Here is an 18,764-nt window from a genome sequence, read left to right as displayed (position 1 = left end):
GCCCCTCCCCAGCACCGAACGCCCCAAGCATAACCCCAAGCAATCGCGACGAGGCCGCCCCTCCTACGCAAAGCTATCGTGCCACCGCACCGAAGCACGGGAGGTACGCCCGTGCCGATCGAAGCCAGCACGGTGGATAATTCAAAGCCAGTCGGCCAAGCGCGACGAGGACGTCGCTCCACCAATCAGGCGATACAGCGCCTAGGATGAATCATCCAGGCCGTGATAAAGATTGGAGAAGAGCGGAAGTGATGAAATTACGAGAGCGGCTTAAAAAGGAGAGGCCCGGTACACTTCCGTGTAGCTACGGGCCCCGTCAGGCTTCCTTTCCAGTCTTACGTCATCCGTGAAGTAAGAGAGGGCATGCATCCAGTCATCTCACACGCATCCTTGCGACCCTCGAATGGTATTTTCACTGAAAATGAAAATAGGTTGTATAGGAAAAAATCCTATTTTGTATCGGCTTCAAGGTGACGCTTGTTCCCGGTTTGCAGAAAAGGGATTTAGCTCTCCAGCATAAAAGTCACGGGGCCATCGTTTTCCAGAGTGATCTTCATATCTGCGCCGAACTCTCCGGTCTGGATACGGTTCCCGGGCTCTTTGGCTTTGGCGACGAAATAGTCGTAGAGCGCTTCGCCGAGTTCAGGAGTAGCTCCCCGTGAAAAGCCTGGGCGCATACCCTTGCGGGTATCGGCGACCAGGGTGAACTGGGACACCACCAGCAGTTCGTAGCCGGTGTCAGCCAGGCTCAGGTTCATGCGGCCGTCTGCATCGGGAAAGATGCGGTAGTTCATTACCTTATGGAGCAGTTTGTCTGCCTTCGCCTGGTCATCTTCCTTGTCTACACCCAGCAGTAAGAGAATGCCTTTCTGGATTGAGCCTATCTCTTCACCGTTTACGCGAACGGAGGCATGGTTAACGCGTTGAATCAGTCCTTTCATCTCTTCTCTCTGTCAGGCGAGGCTTTCGGCAAATCGGTCGGTGGCACGAACCAGGTTATCGCTTATGCCTGGTTCAAAGGCGGAGTGCCCTGCATCGCGAACGATGTGGAGTTCCGCATGCGGTACTGCCTGCTGCAGTGCGAAGGCCTGTTCCACCGGGCAGACCATATCGTAGCGGCCATGCACTATGGTGAGTGGTATCTCTTTCAACCTGTCGGCATCGTCCAGGATCTGGTTTGGTCTTATAAATGCGCCGTTGATAAAGTAGTGAGCCTCTATCCTGGCCATGGCCAGGGCGAAGTGAGGATCGGCAAAGTGGTCGACGATCTCAGGGTTAGGGTCTAGCGTAGAGCAGCGTCCCTCCCAGACAGACCAGGCTTTCGCAGCGGCCATGCGCACCAGCTCGTTATCCGAGGTGAGTCTTTCATAATAGGCAGTGAGCAGGTCGTTACGCTCTTCTTTCGGAATCGGCTCCAGATAGTCCTGCCAGAAATCGGGGAAGACGAAACTCGCGCCATCCTGGTAGAACCAGCCGATATCGCGCTCCCTGCAGAGAAAAATACCTCGAAGAATCAATCCGCAGACGCGCTCAGGGTGAGCCTGTGCATAGACCAGGCTCAGGGTTGAGCCCCAACTGCCGCCGAATAGCAGCCAGCGTTCGATGCCGAGGTGCACGCGGATCTGTTCCATGTCGCTGATCAGTGCGTCTGTCGTGTTTTGTTTAAGGCTGGCATGGGGCGTCGAGCGGCCACAGCCGCGCTGGTCGAATAGAATGATGCGGTACTTTTCGGGATTGAAGAAACGGCGGTGAGTGGGGGAGCAACCTCCACCAGGCCCACCATGAACGAACAGCACGGGTATGCCATTAGGATTGCCGCTTTCTTCGACATGGATGCGATGACCCTGTCCGACTTCTAGAAGGTATTCCTGATTAACCTGGATTTCGGGGTAGAGGGTGCGCATTGGGCTCTCCATGTCTGCTGGCTGGAGAACTCAGTATAAGACGGCTGAGGGTGGGTAAAACAGGGGCTGGAAAAAGAAGGGGCAGCGAATGCTGCCCCTTGGTATTACTGGAAGTAAGTTTTACTTCTTGCTGCTCGCACGCTTGCGCTCGTTTTCCTTGAGCAGCTTTTTGCGGATGCGGATTGCGGCCGGAGTAACTTCAACCAACTCGTCATCCTCGATAAAGTCCAGCGCCTGCTCCAGGGTGAACTTGATCGGCGGTGTCAGCACGATGTTCTCGTCGGTACCGGAGGCACGGACGTTGGTCAGCTGCTTGCCCTTGGTCGGGTTAACGACCAGGTCGTTGGAGCGGCTGTGGATACCGATAACCATGCCTTCGTAGACATCGATGTTCGGATCGATAAACAGACGGCCGCGCTCCTGCAGGCTGAACAGCGCATAGCCGAGCACTTTACCGTTGACCATGGAAACCAGTACGCCGTTGTTACGGCTAACCACTTCACCTTTGTTGACCGGACCATAGTGGTCGAAGATGGAGGTCATGATGCCGGTACCGGAGGTCATGGTCAGGAACATGCTGCGGAAGCCGATCAGGCCGCGGGACGGAATCATGAAGGTCAGGCGTACGCGGCCCTTACCATCCACTTCCATGTTGGTCATGTCGCCACGACGCTTGCCCAGCTCTTCGATGATGGAGCCCTGGTGCTGCTCTTCAACGTCCAGCATGACCAGCTCGTACGGTTCCTGAATCTCGCCGTCGATCTCTTTCTGGATAACTTCGGGACGGGAAACACCCAGCTCGAAGCCTTCGCGACGCATGCTTTCGATCAGTACCGACAGGTGCAGTTCGCCACGGCCGGATACCTTGAACTTCTCCGGGGAGTCGCCCTGCTCAACACGCAGCGCCACGTTGTGGATAAGTTCGCGATCCAGACGGTCCTTGATGTTGCGGCTGGTGATGAACTTGCCATCCTGGCCCGCGAACGGGGAGTCGTTGACCTGGAAGGTCATGGACACGGTCGGCTCATCTACAGACAGGGCCGGCAGTGCTTCGACCACGTCAGGGCTGCACAGCGTATCGGAGATGTTCAGCTCATCGAGACCGGTGATGCAGATAATGTCGCCAGCCTGGGCGCTGTCTACTTCAATACGCTCGAGACCGTGGTAGCCCATGATCTTCAGTACGCGGCCGTTACGCACGCCGGCGTGGCTGTCGATAACCTTGACCTGGGTATTGGTCTTGACCTTACCGCGGGATACTCGACCTACACCGATAACGCCAACGAAGCTGTTGTAGTCCAGTGCGGAGATCTGCATCTGGAACGGACCTTCGGTGTCGACGGTAGGCGGATCGACGTGTTCAACGATCGCTTCGAACAGCGGCTGCATATCTTCAGCCATCGCGTCGGGGTCGTTACCGGCAATACCGTTGATCGCGGACGCGTAAACAACCGGGAAGTCTAGCTGCTCATCGGTGGCGCCAAGGTTGTCGAACAGGTCGAACACCTGGTCCATGACCCAGTCAGGACGGGCACCCGGGCGGTCGATCTTGTTGATAACAACGATCGGGCGCAGGCCGCGAGCAAAGGCTTTCTGGGTTACGAAGCGGGTCTGCGGCATCGGGCCGTCAACAGCATCGACCAGCAGCAGAACGGAGTCGACCATGGAGAGTACACGTTCAACCTCACCACCGAAGTCGGCGTGTCCCGGAGTGTCGACGATATTGATGCGGTAGTCGTTCCAGCGGATAGCCGTGTTCTTCGCCAGAATAGTAATGCCGCGCTCGCGCTCCTGGTCATTGGAATCCATGATGCGCTCGGCACCTTCGTCACGGCGTGTGAGGGTTCCTGACTGCTGCAGCAGCTTGTCGACAAGCGTAGTTTTGCCATGGTCGACGTGAGCGATAATGGCGATATTTCTGAGTTTTTCGATCACACGGATATACCTGGTTTGATTCTAAAGGCGAGCATTATACGCAAGGGGTGGAGAACAATCGATTACTGTCTGAACATTAGGTGAAGCTGAGTGCTTTATATCCACTTTGAATCGATCAAGTCGAGACTGAAGCCCGAGCGTTGAGGTATGATCTTGGGGTCGCGGGACAGATCGCCGCACCATTGCTAGCTGTGCTCTATGTTGGTGCTATTGCGTTTAGTGTGCACTAATGTAGTGCCTATCGACTCTAAAGCTCGGGTTTTCGTGCCCGATTTTATGGGCCGAGAGCACAATTTAGGTGCTGGCATGTATGTTGCTTTAAAATGCGGCATGGTTAGCCCGTTAAAAAAGCGGGCGACTGAAGCAGAATTAAGCGTCTGGCAAATTCATCGAGTGGAGAGAGTAACATGTCAGAGAAAACTCTGAATCTCATTAAAGAAAGCGAAGCACGCTGGGTCGACCTGCGTTTTACCGATTCCAAAGGTAAGGAACAGCACCTGACCCTGCCGGTTACCGAAGTTGGCGAAGACTTCTTCGAAGAAGGCAAAATGTTCGATGGTTCTTCCATCGCTGGCTGGAAAGGTATCAACGACTCCGACATGATCCTGATGCCGGACGACAGCGCTTCTCTGCTGGATCCGTTCTCTGAAGATGCCACTGTTATCGTGCGTTGCGACATCGTTGAGCCGATGACTGGTCTGGGTTACGAGCGTGACCCGCGTTCTGTTGCCAAGCGCGCAGAAGAATACCTGAAGTCTACCGGTATCGCTGACAGCGCTATGTTCGGTCCTGAGCCGGAATTCTTCGTATTTGATTCCGTTGAGTGGCACACCAACATGAGCGGTTGCGGTTACACCGTAAACTCTGAAGAAGCTGCATGGTCTTCTTCCATGAAGCTCGAAGGTGGCAACACCGGTCACCGTCCGCGCGTTAAGGGCGGCTACTTCCCGGTTCCGCCGGTTGACTCCCTGCACGATCTGCGTGGTGCTATGTGCGACGCCATGACCGCTATGGGTCTGGAAGTTGAAGTACACCATCACGAAGTAGCAACTGCTGGTCAGTGTGAAATCGGCGTTGCCGGTAACACCCTGGTAGCCAAGGCTGACGAAGTACAGGTACTGAAGTACTGCGTACACAACGTCGCTCACTCTTACGGCAAAACTGCTACCTTCATGCCGAAGCCGATCGTTGGCGACAACGGTTCTGGTATGCACGTTCACCAGTCCCTGTCCAAAGATGGCGTTAACATCTTCGCAGGTGATGCTTACGCTGGCCTGAGCGAAACTGCCCTGTACTACATCGGCGGTATCATCAAGCACGCTAAAGCGCTGAACGCACTTTGCAACCCGGGCACCAACTCCTACAAGCGTCTGGTACCTGGCTTCGAAGCTCCGGTAATGCTGGCATACTCTGCCCGTAACCGTTCTGCTTCCATCCGTATTCCTTACGTGACCAGCCCGAAAGGTCGTCGTATCGAAACCCGCTTCCCGGATCCGATCGCTAACCCGTACCTGGCGTTCGCGGCTCTGATGATGGCTGGTCTTGACGGTATCCAGAACAAGATCCACCCGGGCGATGCTGCCGACAAGGATCTGTACGACCTGGAGCCGGAAGAAGCGGCTGAGATCCCGACTGTCTGCGAAACTCTGGCTGAAGCTCTGGATGCTCTGGAAGCTGACAGCGAGTTCCTGACCAAAGGTGGCGTATTCACTGACGACATGCTCGGTGCATACATCGCTCTGAAGCGTGAGGAAGTAGCTACTGTCAACATGACTACTCATCCGATCGAGTACGACCTGTACTACTCCGTATAAATAAGACTTTCCGTCTTTGAAAAAGGCCTCCTTCGGGAGGCCTTTTTTTATGCGCTCGTTAACTGGCCAGTGCCTGGCGATAACAGCTAATGCCAGTAAGAAGTGCGTGTTTATTTTGTATGTGCACATATTTGGTGCAATATGAGGGCGCGTATTTAGCGTCTCATCCCGTGGTGCTCCGAATATGCGCAGTTGTGGCGCTTTTGCGGGCACTCCTTAGTTGGCGCTTAACTTGCATAATTGATCGACATTGAACTAGATAGAGCGGGTAGATGTTTCGTCAACAATCGCATAAACAGATTCTGGATAACCTGACCTCGTCGGTGTTGCTGCTCGATGAGTCGCTGTGTATCCAGTACATGAATCCCGCCGCCGAAATGCTGCTTGAAGCGACGCTTCGGCGCCTGAAAAGCCGTCCCATCGAGGAGTGGCTGTCTCCCAGCGAAGAGGAACTGAAAGTTCTTCGCGAGTCTTTCGACAGCGGCCATCCTTACAGCAAGCGAGAAGCACGTCTGGTTACGCAGACGGGGCAGGAGTTGATCGTCGACTACAGCGTTAACCCTGTTCCCCAGTCGGGTCTGCTGCTCGAGATACAGGCCAGGGATCGTCTGATCCGGATTGAGCGGGAAGAGGAGATCCTCACCCGCCACGCCACCGCACGCACTCTGGTGCGCGGGTTAGCTCATGAGATCAAGAACCCCCTCGGCGGTATTCGCGGTGCGGCGCAGTTGCTGGAGCGCGAGCTGGACGATGAAAGCCTGCATGAATACACCCGGATTATTATCGAAGAGGCCGACCGCCTGCGTAACCTGGTGGACCGCCTGCTGGGGCCGCACAAGCTGCCGAATATCGAGCTGGTCAATATCCATGCGATTCTGGAACGGGTGTGCAGCCTGATTCAGGTGGAGTCGGGCGGCCAGATTCGCCTGGTACGGGATTACGACCCAAGCATTCCTGAGTTTGAAGGCGATAGTGAGCAGTTGATCCAGGCGACGCTGAATATAACGCGTAACGCCATGGAAGCGCTGCAGGAGTCGAAAACTCCGCACGCGCAGATTGTCCTGCGCACCAGGGCCCTGCGTCAGATCACGCTGGGCACCGAGCGCCATAGGCTGGTGTGTTCGGTGGAAATTATCGACAACGGGCCGGGTATTCCCGCCGATCTTCTCTCTTCCATTTTTTATCCCATGGTGACGGGGCGCGCCGACGGCTCAGGCTTGGGCCTGTCGATCGCCCAGTCCATCGTGAACCGCCACCATGGTTTGATCGAATGTAACACGGAGCCGGGCGAGACCCGCTTCCAACTGTTAATACCGCTGGAGCAGAATCATGAAAACCTCAGGTAACGTCTGGGTTGTCGATGACGACCGTTCAATTCGCTGGGTGCTGGAAAAGGCGCTGTCTTCGGCGGGTGTGGAAACCCAGGTTTTTGAAAGCGCGGATGACCTCATGCGCCGGCTGGAGCGCGAACAGCCGGATGCGGTGGTCAGCGATATCCGCATGCCCGGCACCGGCGGTCTCGAGCTTCTAGATCATCTGCAGCAGGTAAACCCGGATCTGCCGATCATTATTATGACGGCGCATTCCGACCTCGACAGTGCAGTCGCTTCCTACCAGGGTGGCGCCTTTGAATACCTGCCCAAGCCGTTTGATGTGGACGAAGCCGTCGCCCTGGTTAAGCGCGCCATTGAGCATGCTCACGAGCGCCGCGAGAAGGTCACCGAGCAGCAGGACGATCCCAGTGCCGAGATTATCGGTGAAGCACCGGCAATGCAGGAGGTGTTCCGTGCCATTGGGCGTCTGTCCCACTCCAACATTACTGTGCTGATCAACGGTGAGTCCGGTACCGGTAAGGAGCTGGTCGCTCATGCGCTGCATCGCCACAGCCCACGGGCGTCCGGTCAGTTTATCCCTTTGAACATGGCGGCGATCCCCAAGGACCTGATCGAGTCTGAGCTGTTCGGTCATGAAAAGGGGGCGTTTACCGGTGCCCAAGCTGCCCGTCGCGGTCGTTTTGAGCAGGCCGATGGCGGCACCCTGTTTCTGGATGAGATCGGTGATATGCCGGCCGATACCCAGACCCGACTGCTGCGTGTGCTGGCCGATGGCGAGTTTTATCGTGTTGGTGGTCATACCCCGGTTAAGGTGGACGTTCGCATCATCGCGGCGACTCACCAGAACCTGGAGCGACTGGTAAAAGAGGGTCGCTTCCGTGAAGACCTTTTCCATCGCCTCAACGTCATCCGTATCCATATTCCCAAGCTTGCTGAACGTCGCGAAGATATCCCGCGTCTGGCGCGCCACTTCCTGGCCCACTCTGCCGAAGAGCTGGCAGTGGAGCCGAAGATGCTCAGGACCGATACCGAGCAGTTCCTCTGCGATCTGCCCTGGCCGGGTAACGTGCGTCAGCTGGAAAACATCTGTCGCTGGTTGACCGTTATGGCATCAGGCCGTGAGGTTCTGATCTCTGATCTGCCTACCGAGCTGATCGAATCCCAGGAGGAGGGCGTACCGGTCAGCGGTAGCTGGGAGCAGGCATTGCGTCTCTGGGCCGATCAGCAGCTCACTCGTGGTCAGCAGGGTATCCTCAATGAAGCGGTGCCTCAGTTCGAAAAAGTGATGATTGAGGTGGCGCTGAAACATACCGCCGGCCGTCGTCGCGATGCCGCTCAGCTGCTGGGTTGGGGGCGTAATACCCTGACTCGCAAGATCAAGGAGCTGGGTATGGATAGCGAGGATATGGGCGACGAGGACAGTGACGACTGAGACCCTCGCGGGTTAAGATCCGGCTCCCAGAGCACGGGAGCCGGACAAAATGCTTAACGTCGTACTTTACCAACCAGAAATCCCCCCCAATACCGGTAACATCATCCGCCTCTGCGCGAACACCGGCTTCAACCTTCATCTGATTGAACCTCTTGGCTTCGAGCTCGATGACAAGCGCTTGCGTCGCGCCGGTTTGGATTATGGTGAGTATGCCGATGTGCGTACCTGGCCATCACTGGAAGCCTGTGTCGAAGCGGTACAGCCGTCCAGGGTCTGGGCGCTGACCACCAAAACCGAGCGCTGTTATACCGAGGCTCAGTTCAGCGCCGGCGATATTCTGCTGTTGGGTCCTGAAACGCGGGGTTTGCCTCAGAACGTGCGTGAGCGCTACGACAGCCTCAGGCTGCCTATGCTTGAGGGAAGTCGCAGTATGAACCTCTCCAACGCCTGTGCGGTCATTGTATTTGAGGCTTGGCGACAGTTGGGATTCGCGGGCAGTAGCGTAGGAAAATCCGGTTGATGTGGGAGAGTAAACTGATGCAACAGGTTCTGATAATCAATCGGCTTATACCGGAGAAAGACGCTGCTGGCGCTCTGGCGCGTCTTAGTGCTGTTACCCATGATGGTCAGGCGGTCAGCTTCGAGAGCTGTGCCGAGCAGCGTATCAACCTGTTGGCGCTGGAGTTTCAACAGACGCCGCTGGTGCTGCTGACCGATCGGCTGTTACAGCCGTTTGCCGGCATACAGCAGGTGCCGGCCGACGCGCTGGTGGCGGTGGTGCCGATTCCTGCGGATCAGGTCCGTGCGCTGCTTGAGCAGGGCGAGGGCGATCAGCTCAGGGATGCGGTGAAGGATCAGTTGTCGGCTGAAGCGGGCAGCGAATAAGCAAACCGGGCCACAGCATCGGCCTGCTCATCGCTCAGTTGCGGCAGGGAAAACTCCGGGTGTGCACCGCTGTAGCCCTGCTTCAGCATCAGTACGATCTCATACGCCTGCATCTGACGCTGGTGCAGCGGAACCTGCTCCAGGTAACGGCCCAGGTTGTTCTCTTCATGGCAGGCGGCGCAATAGTAATCGTAGAGATCGTCACCCTTGGATAGTCGGTCCGGATCCTTGCTGCTACAGCCGCTCATAAGTAGCAGGCTGGAGAGCAGTAACAGCGGTCTGGATGTGCGCACCGACCGGGTTAATCCAGGGCCTGGCGCCAGGGAAGCTGGCAGCCACCCAGTGCAAGGGTGATCTGGTTCAGCAGCAGCCAGGGGTCATCCGGCCGTTGTCCCTTGATCGCCATATCGACGTCGGAGGCCAGATCCAGCAGCTGTTCCAGCTGTTCCGGTCGTAGGCGCCGGGTGGCATTGCGTACCAGATTCTTGCGCTTGCCAAAGATACGCTCACGCTGGCACAGGGTATCCCAGGCCTGACCGTTGGCGACACCGCGAATCACCCGGTGCAGCATGCGGATGTCGCGTGTCAGCGCCCAGAGTACGACCGGAGCCTCGTTCCCCTCCTGCCGCAATACCTGAAGGATATGCTGGCAGCGACCGGCATCGGCCTGGAGTGCGGCGTCGGTGAGGGCGAAAATATCGAAACGGGAGCTGTCGCTGACCGCCTGTACCACCTGTTCGGCGTTGAGGCGCTGGCCCGGGTAAAGCAGGGCCAGCTTATCCAGCTCCTGGCGTGCGGCTAGCAGGTTGCCCTCGATGCGGTCAGCCATCAGTTGCAGAGCTTCGGGTTCCAACTGTACGCCCTGGCTGGCGGCGCGCTGTCCCAGCCACTGTACCAGCTGGTCCGCTTCGATGGGCCAGACTTCCACGACAGCGCCGCACTGCTCGACCTTTTTGAACCAGGCGCTCTGTTTGACGGAGCGGTCCATACGATCGCAGACGATCAGCAGGGCATTATCGGGTGCGGGGTTCGCCAGGTACTTCTGCAGCAGATCGCTGGCGGCCTTGTTGAGTTTCTGGCTGCCAAGGCGGATCTCGATGATCTTGCGTTCGGCAAACAGAGACAAGGCGTTGGCGCTTTCCAGCAGGCTGTCCCAGCTGAATCCTGCGTCCACATGCATCACTTCGCGCTCGGTAAAGCCTAGATGACGCAGATGGGCACGGATCGCATCGATACTCTCACCGCACAGCAGAGGTTCGTCGCCGGTGACCAGATAGACCGGCAACGCCTCCTGCTGGCGCTTGAGCTGGCTGCCAAGCTGCTCGGGTTTGAGCTTCATCGCAGAGTTATTTCAGGCTGAGATACTGACGCACGATCTGCTGCGCCAGCTGCTCTTCCAGAGCGCGTTCGATCTGGTCCTGCAGCGCATCCCGGGCGGTGGTGTTTTCGTTGTTGTTGAAAACACGCTCGGCACGTACCTCGCGGTTGTCGATCAGCAACTCGCCGGCGCGGTTGCTGACGCTGAAGTGGGCCCTGGCGATCAGCTCATACTCAACGGTGTCAGCCCGGATACTGGTTGAGAGACTGCGGCGGCGAATGCGTTCGTCATGAATCTCAAGGCGGTAGTCGGCCTTATTGGTAATCTCGATGCCGTTGATCTCCAGCAGGCTGGAGAGGTGGGTCCGCACGTTGCTGGGACGGTCGGACGGGATCACCAGATGCACCTGACGCAGTTCTGCCGGTACTTCATAGTAACCGGCGAGATGAAAACCGCAGGCGCTGACCAGCAGCGAGGCCAGCAGAGCAAAAAGCGGGGCGCGTAGTTTCAGCATTGGGCCTCCCAGCCTAGCCAACAACGATGTTTACCAGTTTACCCGGTACCACGATTTTCTTGCGCAGGGTTTTGCCTTCCATATGTTTCTGCACATTCTCTTCGGCCAGCGCCAGGTGCAGGATCACGTCTTCATCGGCATCCGCCGCCACGTTGATCTTAGCGCGCAGCTTGCCGTTGACCTGAACCACCATCTCCAGCGATGCGCGTACCAGGGCGCTCTGGTCCACACTCGGCCAGTCGGCGGCGATGATGGCGCCGTCGTGACCCAGCTGCTGCCAGAGTTCATGGCTGAAGTGCGGTACGATCGGTGACAGCAGCAGAACGGCGGTCTCCAGTGCTTCCTGCATCACGGCACGGCCGGAATCACTGACGTCGACGAAACGACCGATGCTGTTGGACAGCTCCATCACTGCAGCGATAGCGGTGTTGAAGGTCTGGCGGCGCTCGATATCGTCGCTGACTTTCTGAATGGTCTCGTGCACCTTCAGGCGCAGCTCACGCTGGGCGTCATTGAGGTCGGCCTGGTTCAATGCAGTGCTGACAGGAGAGCCGGCACTCAGATGATCGTGAACCTGTTTCCAGAGGCGGCGCAGGAAGCGGTTGGCGCCTTCAACACCTGAGTCAGACCACTCCAGAGACTGTTCTGGCGGTGCGGCGAACATCATGAACAGACGCACGGTATCGGCACCGTAACGGTTGATCATCACCTGCGGGTCGATGCCGTTGTTCTTTGACTTGGACATCTTGGACATGCCGTCATGGAACAGGGCAAGACCGTCTTCCTTGCGACGCGCTGCAGTGATGCGGCCCTTGTCGTCGGTATCGATTTCCACCTCGGTGGGGGAGACCCATACCTTGCCGCCGTTGTCGTCTTCGTAGTAGTAGCTGTCTGCCAGCACCATGCCCTGGCAGAGCAGGCGGGTGAACGGCTCATCGGAGTTCACCAGACCCTCGTCGCGCAACAGCTTGTGGTAGAAGCGCGAGTAGAGCAGGTGCAGGATGGCGTGTTCGATACCGCCGATATACTGATCCACCGGCAGCCAGTAATTGGCGGCGGTCGGATCGAGCATCTTGTCGGCGCTGAAACGGCTGGCATAACGGGCGAAGTACCAGCTCGATTCCATAAAGGTGTCGAAGGTGTCGGTTTCGCGCTCGGCAGCGCCGCCACACTTAGGACACTCGGTGTGGATAAAGCTGTCCATCTTCTTGATCGGTGAGCCGACACCGTCGAACTCCACCTCTTCCGGCAGCAGTACCGGCAGCTGATCGGCAGGTACCGGCACGGAACCACAGCTGGCGCAGTTGATCACGGGGATCGGTGCACCCCAGTAACGCTGACGGGAAACGCCCCAGTCGCGCAGGCGGAAGTGAATGGTCACTTCACCGCGGCCCTTGTTGGATAGCTCCTTGGCGATCGCCTTGAAGGCGACATCGAACTCGAGATCGTCGAAATCACCGGAGTTAACCAGCACGCCCTTCTCGGTGAACGCTTCCTTGTCCAGGTCTACTTCGACCTTGGCGGACAGAGGTGCGACGACCTGCTTGATCGGCAGACCGTACTTGCGTGCGAACTCCCAGTCACGCTGGTCGTGGCCAGGTACGGACATAACCGCGCCTGAGCCGTAATCCATCAATACAAAGTTGGCCGTCCATACCGGCACTTTCTGGCCGGTCAGCGGATGAGTCGCCTCGATGCCGAGTGCCATGCCTTTCTTTTCCATGGTGGCCATATCAGCTTCGGCAACCTTGGTGTGGCGGCACTCCTCGATGAACGCGGCGAGTTCCGGATTATCTGCGGCGGCCTTGATCGCCAGCGGGTGCTGGGCGGCAACGGCCACGTAGGTAACGCCCATTAGGGTATCCGGACGGGTGGTGAATACGTCCAGATCGCCCCAGCCATCGACATGAAAGTTCAGTTCGACACCTTCAGAGCGGCCGATCCAGTTGCGCTGCATGGTGCGCACCTGCTCGGGCCAGTGCTCCAGCTTCTCGATATCGTCGAGCAGCTGGTCGGCGTAGTCGGTGATCTTCAGGAACCACTGCGGGATCTTCTTGCGCTCGACAATGGCGCCGGAACGCCAGCCGCGACCGTCGATCACCTGCTCGTTGGCGAGTACGGTCTGATCGACCGGGTCCCAGTTAACCTCGGCTTCTTTCTTGTAGACCAGGCCTTTTTCCAGCAGGCGGGTGAAGAACCACTGCTCCCAGCGGTAGTACTCCGGGTGGCAGGTGGCCAGCTCGCGGTCCCAGTCGTAGCCGAAGCCCATCTGGCGCAGCTGATCGCGCATGTAATCGATGTTTTCGTAGGTCCACTTCGCCGGCGGTACGTTGTTCTTGATCGCGGCGTTTTCCGCCGGCAGACCGAAGGCGTCCCAGCCCATCGGTTGCAGCACATTCTTGCCCTGCATCCGCTGGTAGCGGGAGATGACATCGCCAATGGTGTAGTTACGCACGTGCCCCATGTGCAGGCGGCCGCTGGGGTAGGGGAACATGGATAGGCAGTAGAACTTCTCGCGGCTCGGGTCTTCCTTCGCCTTGAAGCTGTCGTTCTCCACCCAGTACTGCTGGGCGTTGGTCTCGATGTCCTTCGGGATATATTGTTCGTTCATTCTGGCCGCTAGTAACTCGTTTGAATAAGGCTAGGCCTGAACGCGACGGACTGGAATTTGGACAGCGTCGATCAGGGCCATAGAGAAAAGACGAAAGGCGCATAGCATACAATATTCGCTCAGCTGTCAACAGGGGCTCGAGGCTACTCAGAATAGGCCACATAGAATTGTAATCTGGCTGCAATCGGTATCAGTTAGTCTCGCCCGCCTGTTGAATGCGCGTTCAACGTAGAACGGCGCTGGTTATCAGGCATAAGTGATTAGGGATAGGCCAGGTGAGTACGACACTGTTTGATCTGTTATGGCGATTAAAGCGGGAGCTGGAAAAGGATGGTGGCGAACGCGTTGAACTGCCGCAGCTGATCGATGACCCGGCCTATCGCCAGCAGGTGGTCGCGCGATTGGCGTCCGCCGAGTTGCCGCTCGAGCTTAAGTCTCTTATTCCCTACCTGGATACTCCTGGAACCCTGGATATCAGTCAGTCGCTGGAGCTTTCTTCCGCTAGCGCCGCCGCGCGCCTGGATGAGGCTGGCAGAGAAAAAGCGAAGAGCCCGGCGAGCAAGCCGAAGAAACGTTCTTCCGGGTTGATGCTGGTTATGTTTGCACTGGTTGCGGTGCTGGCAGGTATCGGCCTGATGGGGCAGCAGTTGTTGTCCGGCTTCGGGGAGGTTCCTGAGCGGCTGGCTGCCAATGCGGTGCCCGCGCCCTTGCGCATGAGTTCGAGTCCGGTAGCGCCGGATGCTGCGGTGGTGGTCGGCGCTGACTCAGCGGTAGAAACGCTGCTGCGTCTGCATGGTTCAAACACCATCGGTGAATCACTGGCGCCGGCGCTGCTGAAGGCGTTCTGGCAGCGCGAGGGGGCCAGCGATATCGATCTCAAGCAACTCGATAACGATGTGGAGCGCGACCTGCTTGTGCGCAGGAGTGAAGATTCCGAGCCGCTGCGAATCGAGCTCAAGGCCCATGGCTCCAGCACCGGTTTTAAAGGGCTGGCCAAGCAGCAGGCGGATCTCGCCATGGCGTCCCGGCGCATCAAGGAGAAGGAGCGTCAGGCGCTGGAGCCTCTCTATGGCGATCTGGGCAGTGTCAACGCTGAGCATGTTATCGGTATGGATGGGCTGGCGATTATCGTGCATCCCGAAAACCCGTTGAGCAGCCTGGCAACTGAGCAGCTGGCGCAGTTGTTCTCGGGCCAGGTCCGTAACTGGAGTGAACTGGGCGGGCCGGATCTGCCGGTGCATGTTTATAGCCGCGACAGTAACTCCGGAACCTGGGACTCGTTCGATTCCATGGTGTTGAAAAAGTATGGTGCGACGCTGGACCCCGGTGCGTTGCGGCTGGAGTCGAGCAGTGAGCTGTCAGAGCGGGTCAGCCAGGAGCCGGGCGCGATAGGTTTTATCGGCCTGCCCTATGTGCAGCGGGCCAAGGCGCTGGCCATCGCTGACGAAACTGGGGCTTTGCCTGTTTTTCCCACCAGCTTTACCATTTCCACCGAGGATTACCCGCTGACCAGGCGGCTCTATATCTACGAGCCGACCAATCTGCCGCTCGACAGCCTGGCGCATCGCTTTGTCGAGTTTGTCGGTTCCGAGGCGGGGCAGGATGTGGTGCGCGAAACCGGTTTCGTCTCGCAGAATATTCGCCGCATCCAGCCGGCGCTTAACGAAGAGCTGCCGCTTGAGTATCTGGATATTGCCGGCGGTGGCAGTCGTCTGTCGCTGAACTTCCGCTTTAACAGCGGCACCTTTGTGCTCGACAGCAAGGCGCAGCGGGATATGTCGCGGGTTATCCGCTTTTTCGAGAACAACCCGGGTCAGAGTGTGGTGCTGATCGGTTTCTCCGACAATGTGGGCGAAAGTGACCGGAACCGTCAACTGTCCCTTCAGCGGGCGCAGATTGTGCGTGATGAGCTGCTGGCGCGTGGGATCAATGTGGTTGAGGTGCATGGCCTGGGTGATCAGGCACCGGTGGCCTCCAATGAAACGGCGGCGGGCCGTGAGCGCAACCGCAGGGTAGAGGTCTGGGTACGCGGCAGTAATACGGTGGCGCTGCGTTAGCCGCTCCGGTTACCGTAGCAGTTCATTGATCCGGGAAGGCTTCCTCTGCTTCAATCGGCGTATACTGAGAGTGTATCCGACAGCCAGGCCCTAGGCTGTCAATGACAGGAGTGCCCCGATGAGCAGTGATGATAAGAAATCCCCTAATCACTCACCCGATGCGCCCAGTGCCTATGATCGCATCCTGGACAGACTGCGTGAGCGGCTCGACAAGGCCGGTGAGAACTCCTGGGACTTTATTCAGGAGCAGATCGAGGAAGCGGCGGAGATAGAGCTGGCCGCCGAGGAGATGACCCGCGACGAGATGGACCTGCTCAAGGCCTATATCCGTCGTGACCTGGTGCAGCTTGGCTACTACATTCACGAGACCGGAGCGGGGGTGGCCTCCTGGCTGCATTTCGATCTGGATGTGCTGGAGCGTACCGCCATGGATCGACTGCTGGATCTGGCGGATCGCACCCGTGTCGGGCTGGAGCTGCTGCGCGAGCAGCTCGACCATGGTGAAAACGAATATATCGCCGGCGAGATTACCATTCCCGGTACGCTGGAATGCGCCGTCTGCGGCGAAACCCAGTGTCTGACAGCTACCGCGGCGATAGAGCCCTGCAGCTGCGGCTCAGTGGTTTTCCTGCGGCGTACGGATGTGACGGAACAGCAGGCCAGCCAGCAGCAGTAAGTTCAGCATCAGCAAGGGGTAGACGCCGGCAAGCTGATAAGGTGTCCGCCCCTGCATCGGTCTGACCTCCCCGGTCAGAACGTCGGCTTTATCCACAGGTAGCTCTGCGCTGATCTGTCCCTGGGGATCGATCAGCGCGGTGATGCCGTTATTGGTGCCGCGCATCACCCAGCGGCCATTTTCCAGCGCCCTCATCCTTGCCATCTGCAGATGCTGATCCGGCCCTATGGAGCGGCCAAACCAGGTGTCGTTGGATACCGTCAGCAGAATATCGCTCTGCAGCGCAGACTCGCGCACCAGTTCCGGGTAGGCGATCTCGTAGCAGACCGCCACGCCCAGTTCGTAGGGCCCCGCCTGCAGTGTTCCCTGTTGTTGGCGCGGCAGGCTGAAGCTGGACATTGGCAGGTTGAAAAACTCGATCAGTCCGCGCAGCAGGGATTCCATCGGTACGTATTCGCCAAAGGGCACCAGGCGCTGCTTGTGGTAGACGCCTGGAGTGTTGCCCAGGGCTGCGACGCTGTTGTGGTAGAGCCTGCGCTGACTGTCATTCGGGTCTGGTTCGCTGGTAGGTAATCCTGCCAGCAGGGTGCGGCTGCCGAGCTCGGTGAGCAGTGGCTGCAGCCGGTCAGCAACCTGGTAGTAGAAGGCGGGTATCGCATTTTCGGGCCAGACCACCAGTTCCGCCTCGGGATGGGCGCGGGTCATCTCGATCAGCTGATCCAGAATTTCATCGCGTCGCTGCGGATTCCATTTTTCCAGCTGGGGCACGTTGGGTTGCATCACTGCGGTCTTGATCGGCTCCCCGGATTCTATGGTCCACTGGGTGGGTAGCAGCAGGGTCAGGGCAACCAATAGAGTGGCGGGCAGGATCGGCCTGATTCGGCGCTGCAGGAAGCTTTCAACCGCGCCTGCACCCATCAGCAGTGTCAGGAATGTCAGGCCCCAGACTCCGGTCACCGGCGCCAGCGACTTGAGCGGCGAGTCGGTCCAGGCGTAGCCCAGATAAAGCCAGGGAAAACCGGTGAGAAACCAGCTGCGCAGCCACTCGAACAGCCACCAGAGCGCGATAAAACCGATCCAGGCGCCTTTGCCGCGGAACCAGCGGGCGCCCATCCAGGCCTGAATGGCGAACAGCAGTGCCAGGGCGGCACAGAAAAGAAATGTCAGCCCGCCTGCTAACAGCACCGAGGCGTTGCCGTAGGTGTGAATGCTGACGTAGATCCAGGAGGTGCCGGCGCCGAAAAAGCCCAGGCCGTAGAGCCAGCCGCGGCGTGCGGCCTGGCGCGGTGTATTTCCCCTCAGGGTTAACCAGAAACCGGCAACGGAAAGGATGGCGAACAGGGGCAGCGAGAAGGGCGCAAACGCCAGGCTGGCGCTGGCGCCCAAGAGCAGCGCCGCCAGCCCTGGCAGCAGCGAGGTGAGTTTGTGCATACTCAGTCTTTGTTGCGGTTGACCTGCAGCAGACGGATGCGGCGGTTGTCGGAACTCAGCACCTTGAAGCTGAAGCCGTCAAACTCAACACACTCATCCTTGTCCGGCAGGTGGCCGAAGTGCTGGGTCACGATACCGCCGATGGTATCGAACTCGTTATCGGGGAAGCCCACATCGAAGTATTCGTTAAAATCCTCGATCGGGGTCAGAGCCTTGACGATATAGCCGTCATCGTCAAACGCCTTGATGTTGCCCTCGTCATCATCGGCGTCGTGTTCATCCTCGATCTCGCCGACGATCTGCTCAAGCACATCTTCGATGGTGATCAGGCCGGCGATACCGCCGTACTCGTCGACCACGACCGCCATATGGTTACGGGTGCCGCGGAACTCCTTCAGCAGCACGTTAAGGCGCTTGCTCTCGGGGATCATGGTGGCTTTACGGATGCAGGTGCTCAGGTCGAACTCGTCGAGGCGTCCTTCGAGCAGGTAGGGCAGCAGGTCCTTGGCCAGCAGAACGCCAACAATCTCGTCAGGGTTCTCGCCGCAGACAGGGAAGCGGGAATGAGCGCTGGAGATGATCAGGGGCATGAAATCGCGGGGGGACTGGTCGATGTGCACCACCGACATCTGTGAGCGCGGGATCATCACATCGCGCACCTGCATGTCGGATACCTGCATGGCACCTTCAACGATGCTCACCGCATCTTGGTCGAGGATGCCCTCTTCGCCGGCTTCATAAAGCACTTCCAGGACATCAGCCCGGGTCCGGGGTTCGTCAGAAAAAGCGTTGGTCAGCTTTTCCAACCAGCTTTTTGACGAGCTTCCCGATCGATCTTCGCTCATTTTGTTCC

Annotated in this window: 16 protein-coding genes; 7 read left to right on the top strand and 9 right to left on the bottom strand. The window is 58.1% G+C overall.

Annotation, left to right across the window (positions count from 1 at the left end):
• Window positions 1-503 precede the first annotated feature (503 nt).
• The 3 genes from dtd to typA form a co-directional block, all read right to left on the bottom strand.
• Window positions 504-941, bottom strand: a complete 438-nt coding sequence (dtd, locus tag C4S72_RS14395; RefSeq protein WP_104003833.1) for a D-aminoacyl-tRNA deacylase — start codon at window positions 939-941, stop codon at window positions 504-506.
• Window positions 942-953: 12 nt separating this feature from the next.
• A complete protein-coding gene (gene pip / locus C4S72_RS14390) occupies window positions 954-1,904 on the bottom strand; it encodes a prolyl aminopeptidase (RefSeq protein ID WP_104003832.1) in 951 nt (316 codons plus the stop codon).
• 120 nt (window positions 1,905-2,024) lie between these two features.
• Window positions 2,025-3,839, bottom strand: coding sequence for a translational GTPase TypA (typA, locus tag C4S72_RS14385; RefSeq protein WP_104003831.1), 1,815 nt, complete (start codon window positions 3,837-3,839; stop codon window positions 2,025-2,027).
• A 407-nt stretch (window positions 3,840-4,246) separates the two neighbouring features.
• On the opposite strand from typA, the gene glnA reads away from it, so the two are divergent.
• The 5 genes from glnA (at window position 4,247) to C4S72_RS14360 (ending at window position 9,304) form a co-directional block, all read left to right on the top strand.
• Window positions 4,247-5,653: a glutamate--ammonia ligase gene (gene glnA / locus C4S72_RS14380; protein ID WP_104003830.1), complete on the top strand. Its 1,407-nt coding sequence runs from the start codon at window positions 4,247-4,249 to the stop codon at window positions 5,651-5,653.
• 272 nt (window positions 5,654-5,925) lie between these two features.
• Window positions 5,926-6,999 (top strand): nitrogen regulation protein NR(II), encoded by a 1,074-nt coding sequence (glnL, locus tag C4S72_RS14375; protein ID WP_104003829.1) that lies wholly within the window; start codon window positions 5,926-5,928, stop codon window positions 6,997-6,999.
• The gene (gene glnG, locus C4S72_RS14370; RefSeq protein ID WP_104003828.1) at window positions 6,983-8,419 is read left to right on the top strand and encodes a nitrogen regulation protein NR(I); all 1,437 of its coding nucleotides are present in this window, start codon (window positions 6,983-6,985) and stop codon (window positions 8,417-8,419) included. Before glnL ends, glnG begins: the two co-directional genes overlap by 17 nt.
• A 49-nt stretch (window positions 8,420-8,468) precedes the next feature.
• Window positions 8,469-8,939 carry a tRNA (uridine(34)/cytosine(34)/5-carboxymethylaminomethyluridine(34)-2'-O)-methyltransferase TrmL gene (gene trmL, locus C4S72_RS14365; protein WP_104003827.1) on the top strand — a complete coding sequence of 157 codons (471 nt, stop codon included), beginning with the start codon at window positions 8,469-8,471 and terminating at the stop codon, window positions 8,937-8,939.
• A 17-nt stretch (window positions 8,940-8,956) separates the two neighbouring features.
• Window positions 8,957-9,304, top strand: coding sequence for a hypothetical protein (locus tag C4S72_RS14360; RefSeq protein ID WP_146071911.1), 348 nt, complete (start codon window positions 8,957-8,959; stop codon window positions 9,302-9,304).
• Here C4S72_RS14360 and C4S72_RS14355 read toward each other — a convergent pair.
• The 4 genes from C4S72_RS14355 to leuS are packed head-to-tail and all read right to left on the bottom strand — an operon-like array spanning window position 9,274 to window position 13,747.
• On the bottom strand, window positions 9,274-9,597 hold the full coding sequence (locus C4S72_RS14355) for a c-type cytochrome (protein WP_104003825.1): 324 nt from the start codon (window positions 9,595-9,597) through the stop codon (window positions 9,274-9,276). The two genes, C4S72_RS14360 and C4S72_RS14355, sit on opposite strands and share 31 nt — an antisense overlap.
• An 8-nt stretch (window positions 9,598-9,605) precedes the next feature.
• Window positions 9,606-10,643, bottom strand: a complete 1,038-nt coding sequence (holA, locus tag C4S72_RS14350) for a DNA polymerase III subunit delta (protein WP_104003824.1) — start codon at window positions 10,641-10,643, stop codon at window positions 9,606-9,608.
• 7 nt (window positions 10,644-10,650) lie between these two features.
• A complete protein-coding gene (locus C4S72_RS14345) occupies window positions 10,651-11,136 on the bottom strand; it encodes an LPS-assembly lipoprotein LptE (RefSeq protein WP_104003823.1) in 486 nt (161 codons plus the stop codon).
• A gap of 13 nt (window positions 11,137-11,149) precedes the next feature.
• Window positions 11,150-13,747 carry a leucine--tRNA ligase gene (leuS, locus tag C4S72_RS14340; RefSeq protein ID WP_104003822.1) on the bottom strand — a complete coding sequence of 866 codons (2,598 nt, stop codon included), beginning with the start codon at window positions 13,745-13,747 and terminating at the stop codon, window positions 11,150-11,152.
• Between the two features lie 275 nt (window positions 13,748-14,022).
• Between leuS and C4S72_RS14335 the strand changes: the two genes are divergently transcribed.
• Both C4S72_RS14335 and C4S72_RS14330 read left to right on the top strand, forming a co-directional pair.
• Entirely contained in the window at window positions 14,023-15,804 is a 1,782-nt protein-coding gene (locus C4S72_RS14335; protein ID WP_104003821.1) for a substrate-binding domain-containing protein, read from the top strand.
• A gap of 118 nt (window positions 15,805-15,922) precedes the next feature.
• Window positions 15,923-16,480, top strand: coding sequence for a zinc ribbon-containing protein (locus tag C4S72_RS14330; RefSeq protein WP_104003820.1), 558 nt, complete (start codon window positions 15,923-15,925; stop codon window positions 16,478-16,480).
• Here C4S72_RS14330 and lnt read toward each other — a convergent pair.
• Window positions 16,421-17,911: an apolipoprotein N-acyltransferase gene (gene lnt / locus C4S72_RS14325; protein WP_104003819.1), complete on the bottom strand. Its 1,491-nt coding sequence runs from the start codon at window positions 17,909-17,911 to the stop codon at window positions 16,421-16,423. The genes C4S72_RS14330 and lnt overlap by 60 nt on opposite strands.
• A gap of 2 nt (window positions 17,912-17,913) precedes the next feature.
• Complete coding sequence (locus tag C4S72_RS14320) at window positions 17,914-18,756, bottom strand: HlyC/CorC family transporter (RefSeq protein ID WP_104003818.1); 843 nt, start codon at window positions 18,754-18,756, stop codon at window positions 17,914-17,916.
• Between the last annotated feature and the right edge of the window lie 8 nt (window positions 18,757-18,764).

The organism is Marinobacterium lutimaris (assembly GCF_900108065.1).
GTDB lineage: Bacteria > Pseudomonadota > Gammaproteobacteria > Pseudomonadales > Balneatricaceae > Marinobacterium_D > Marinobacterium_D lutimaris.
The sequence above is the reverse complement of the archived record's forward strand: the minus strand, read 5'-3'. Positions and strand labels throughout refer to the sequence as shown.

Excerpts from the sequence above, each read along its gene's own strand:
- dtd (WP_104003833.1), bottom strand. The coding sequence starts at position 941 with ATGAAAGGACTGATTCAACGCGTTAACCATGCCTCCGTTCGCGTAAAC.
- pip (WP_104003832.1), bottom strand. The coding sequence starts at position 1,904 with ATGCGCACCCTCTACCCCGAAATCCAGGTTAATCAGGAATACCTTCTA.
- glnA (WP_104003830.1), top strand. The coding sequence starts at position 4,247 with ATGTCAGAGAAAACTCTGAATCTCATTAAAGAAAGCGAAGCACGCTGG.
- glnL (WP_104003829.1), top strand. The coding sequence starts at position 5,926 with ATGTTTCGTCAACAATCGCATAAACAGATTCTGGATAACCTGACCTCG.
- glnG (WP_104003828.1), top strand. The coding sequence starts at position 6,983 with ATGAAAACCTCAGGTAACGTCTGGGTTGTCGATGACGACCGTTCAATT.
- trmL (WP_104003827.1), top strand. The coding sequence starts at position 8,469 with ATGCTTAACGTCGTACTTTACCAACCAGAAATCCCCCCCAATACCGGT.
- C4S72_RS14360 (WP_146071911.1), top strand. The coding sequence starts at position 8,957 with ATGCAACAGGTTCTGATAATCAATCGGCTTATACCGGAGAAAGACGCT.
- holA (WP_104003824.1), bottom strand. The coding sequence starts at position 10,643 with ATGAAGCTCAAACCCGAGCAGCTTGGCAGCCAGCTCAAGCGCCAGCAG.
- C4S72_RS14345 (WP_104003823.1), bottom strand. The coding sequence starts at position 11,136 with ATGCTGAAACTACGCGCCCCGCTTTTTGCTCTGCTGGCCTCGCTGCTG.
- leuS (WP_104003822.1), bottom strand. The coding sequence starts at position 13,747 with ATGAACGAACAATATATCCCGAAGGACATCGAGACCAACGCCCAGCAG.
- C4S72_RS14330 (WP_104003820.1), top strand. The coding sequence starts at position 15,923 with ATGAGCAGTGATGATAAGAAATCCCCTAATCACTCACCCGATGCGCCC.
- lnt (WP_104003819.1), bottom strand. The coding sequence starts at position 17,911 with ATGCACAAACTCACCTCGCTGCTGCCAGGGCTGGCGGCGCTGCTCTTG.
- C4S72_RS14320 (WP_104003818.1), bottom strand. The coding sequence starts at position 18,756 with ATGAGCGAAGATCGATCGGGAAGCTCGTCAAAAAGCTGGTTGGAAAAG.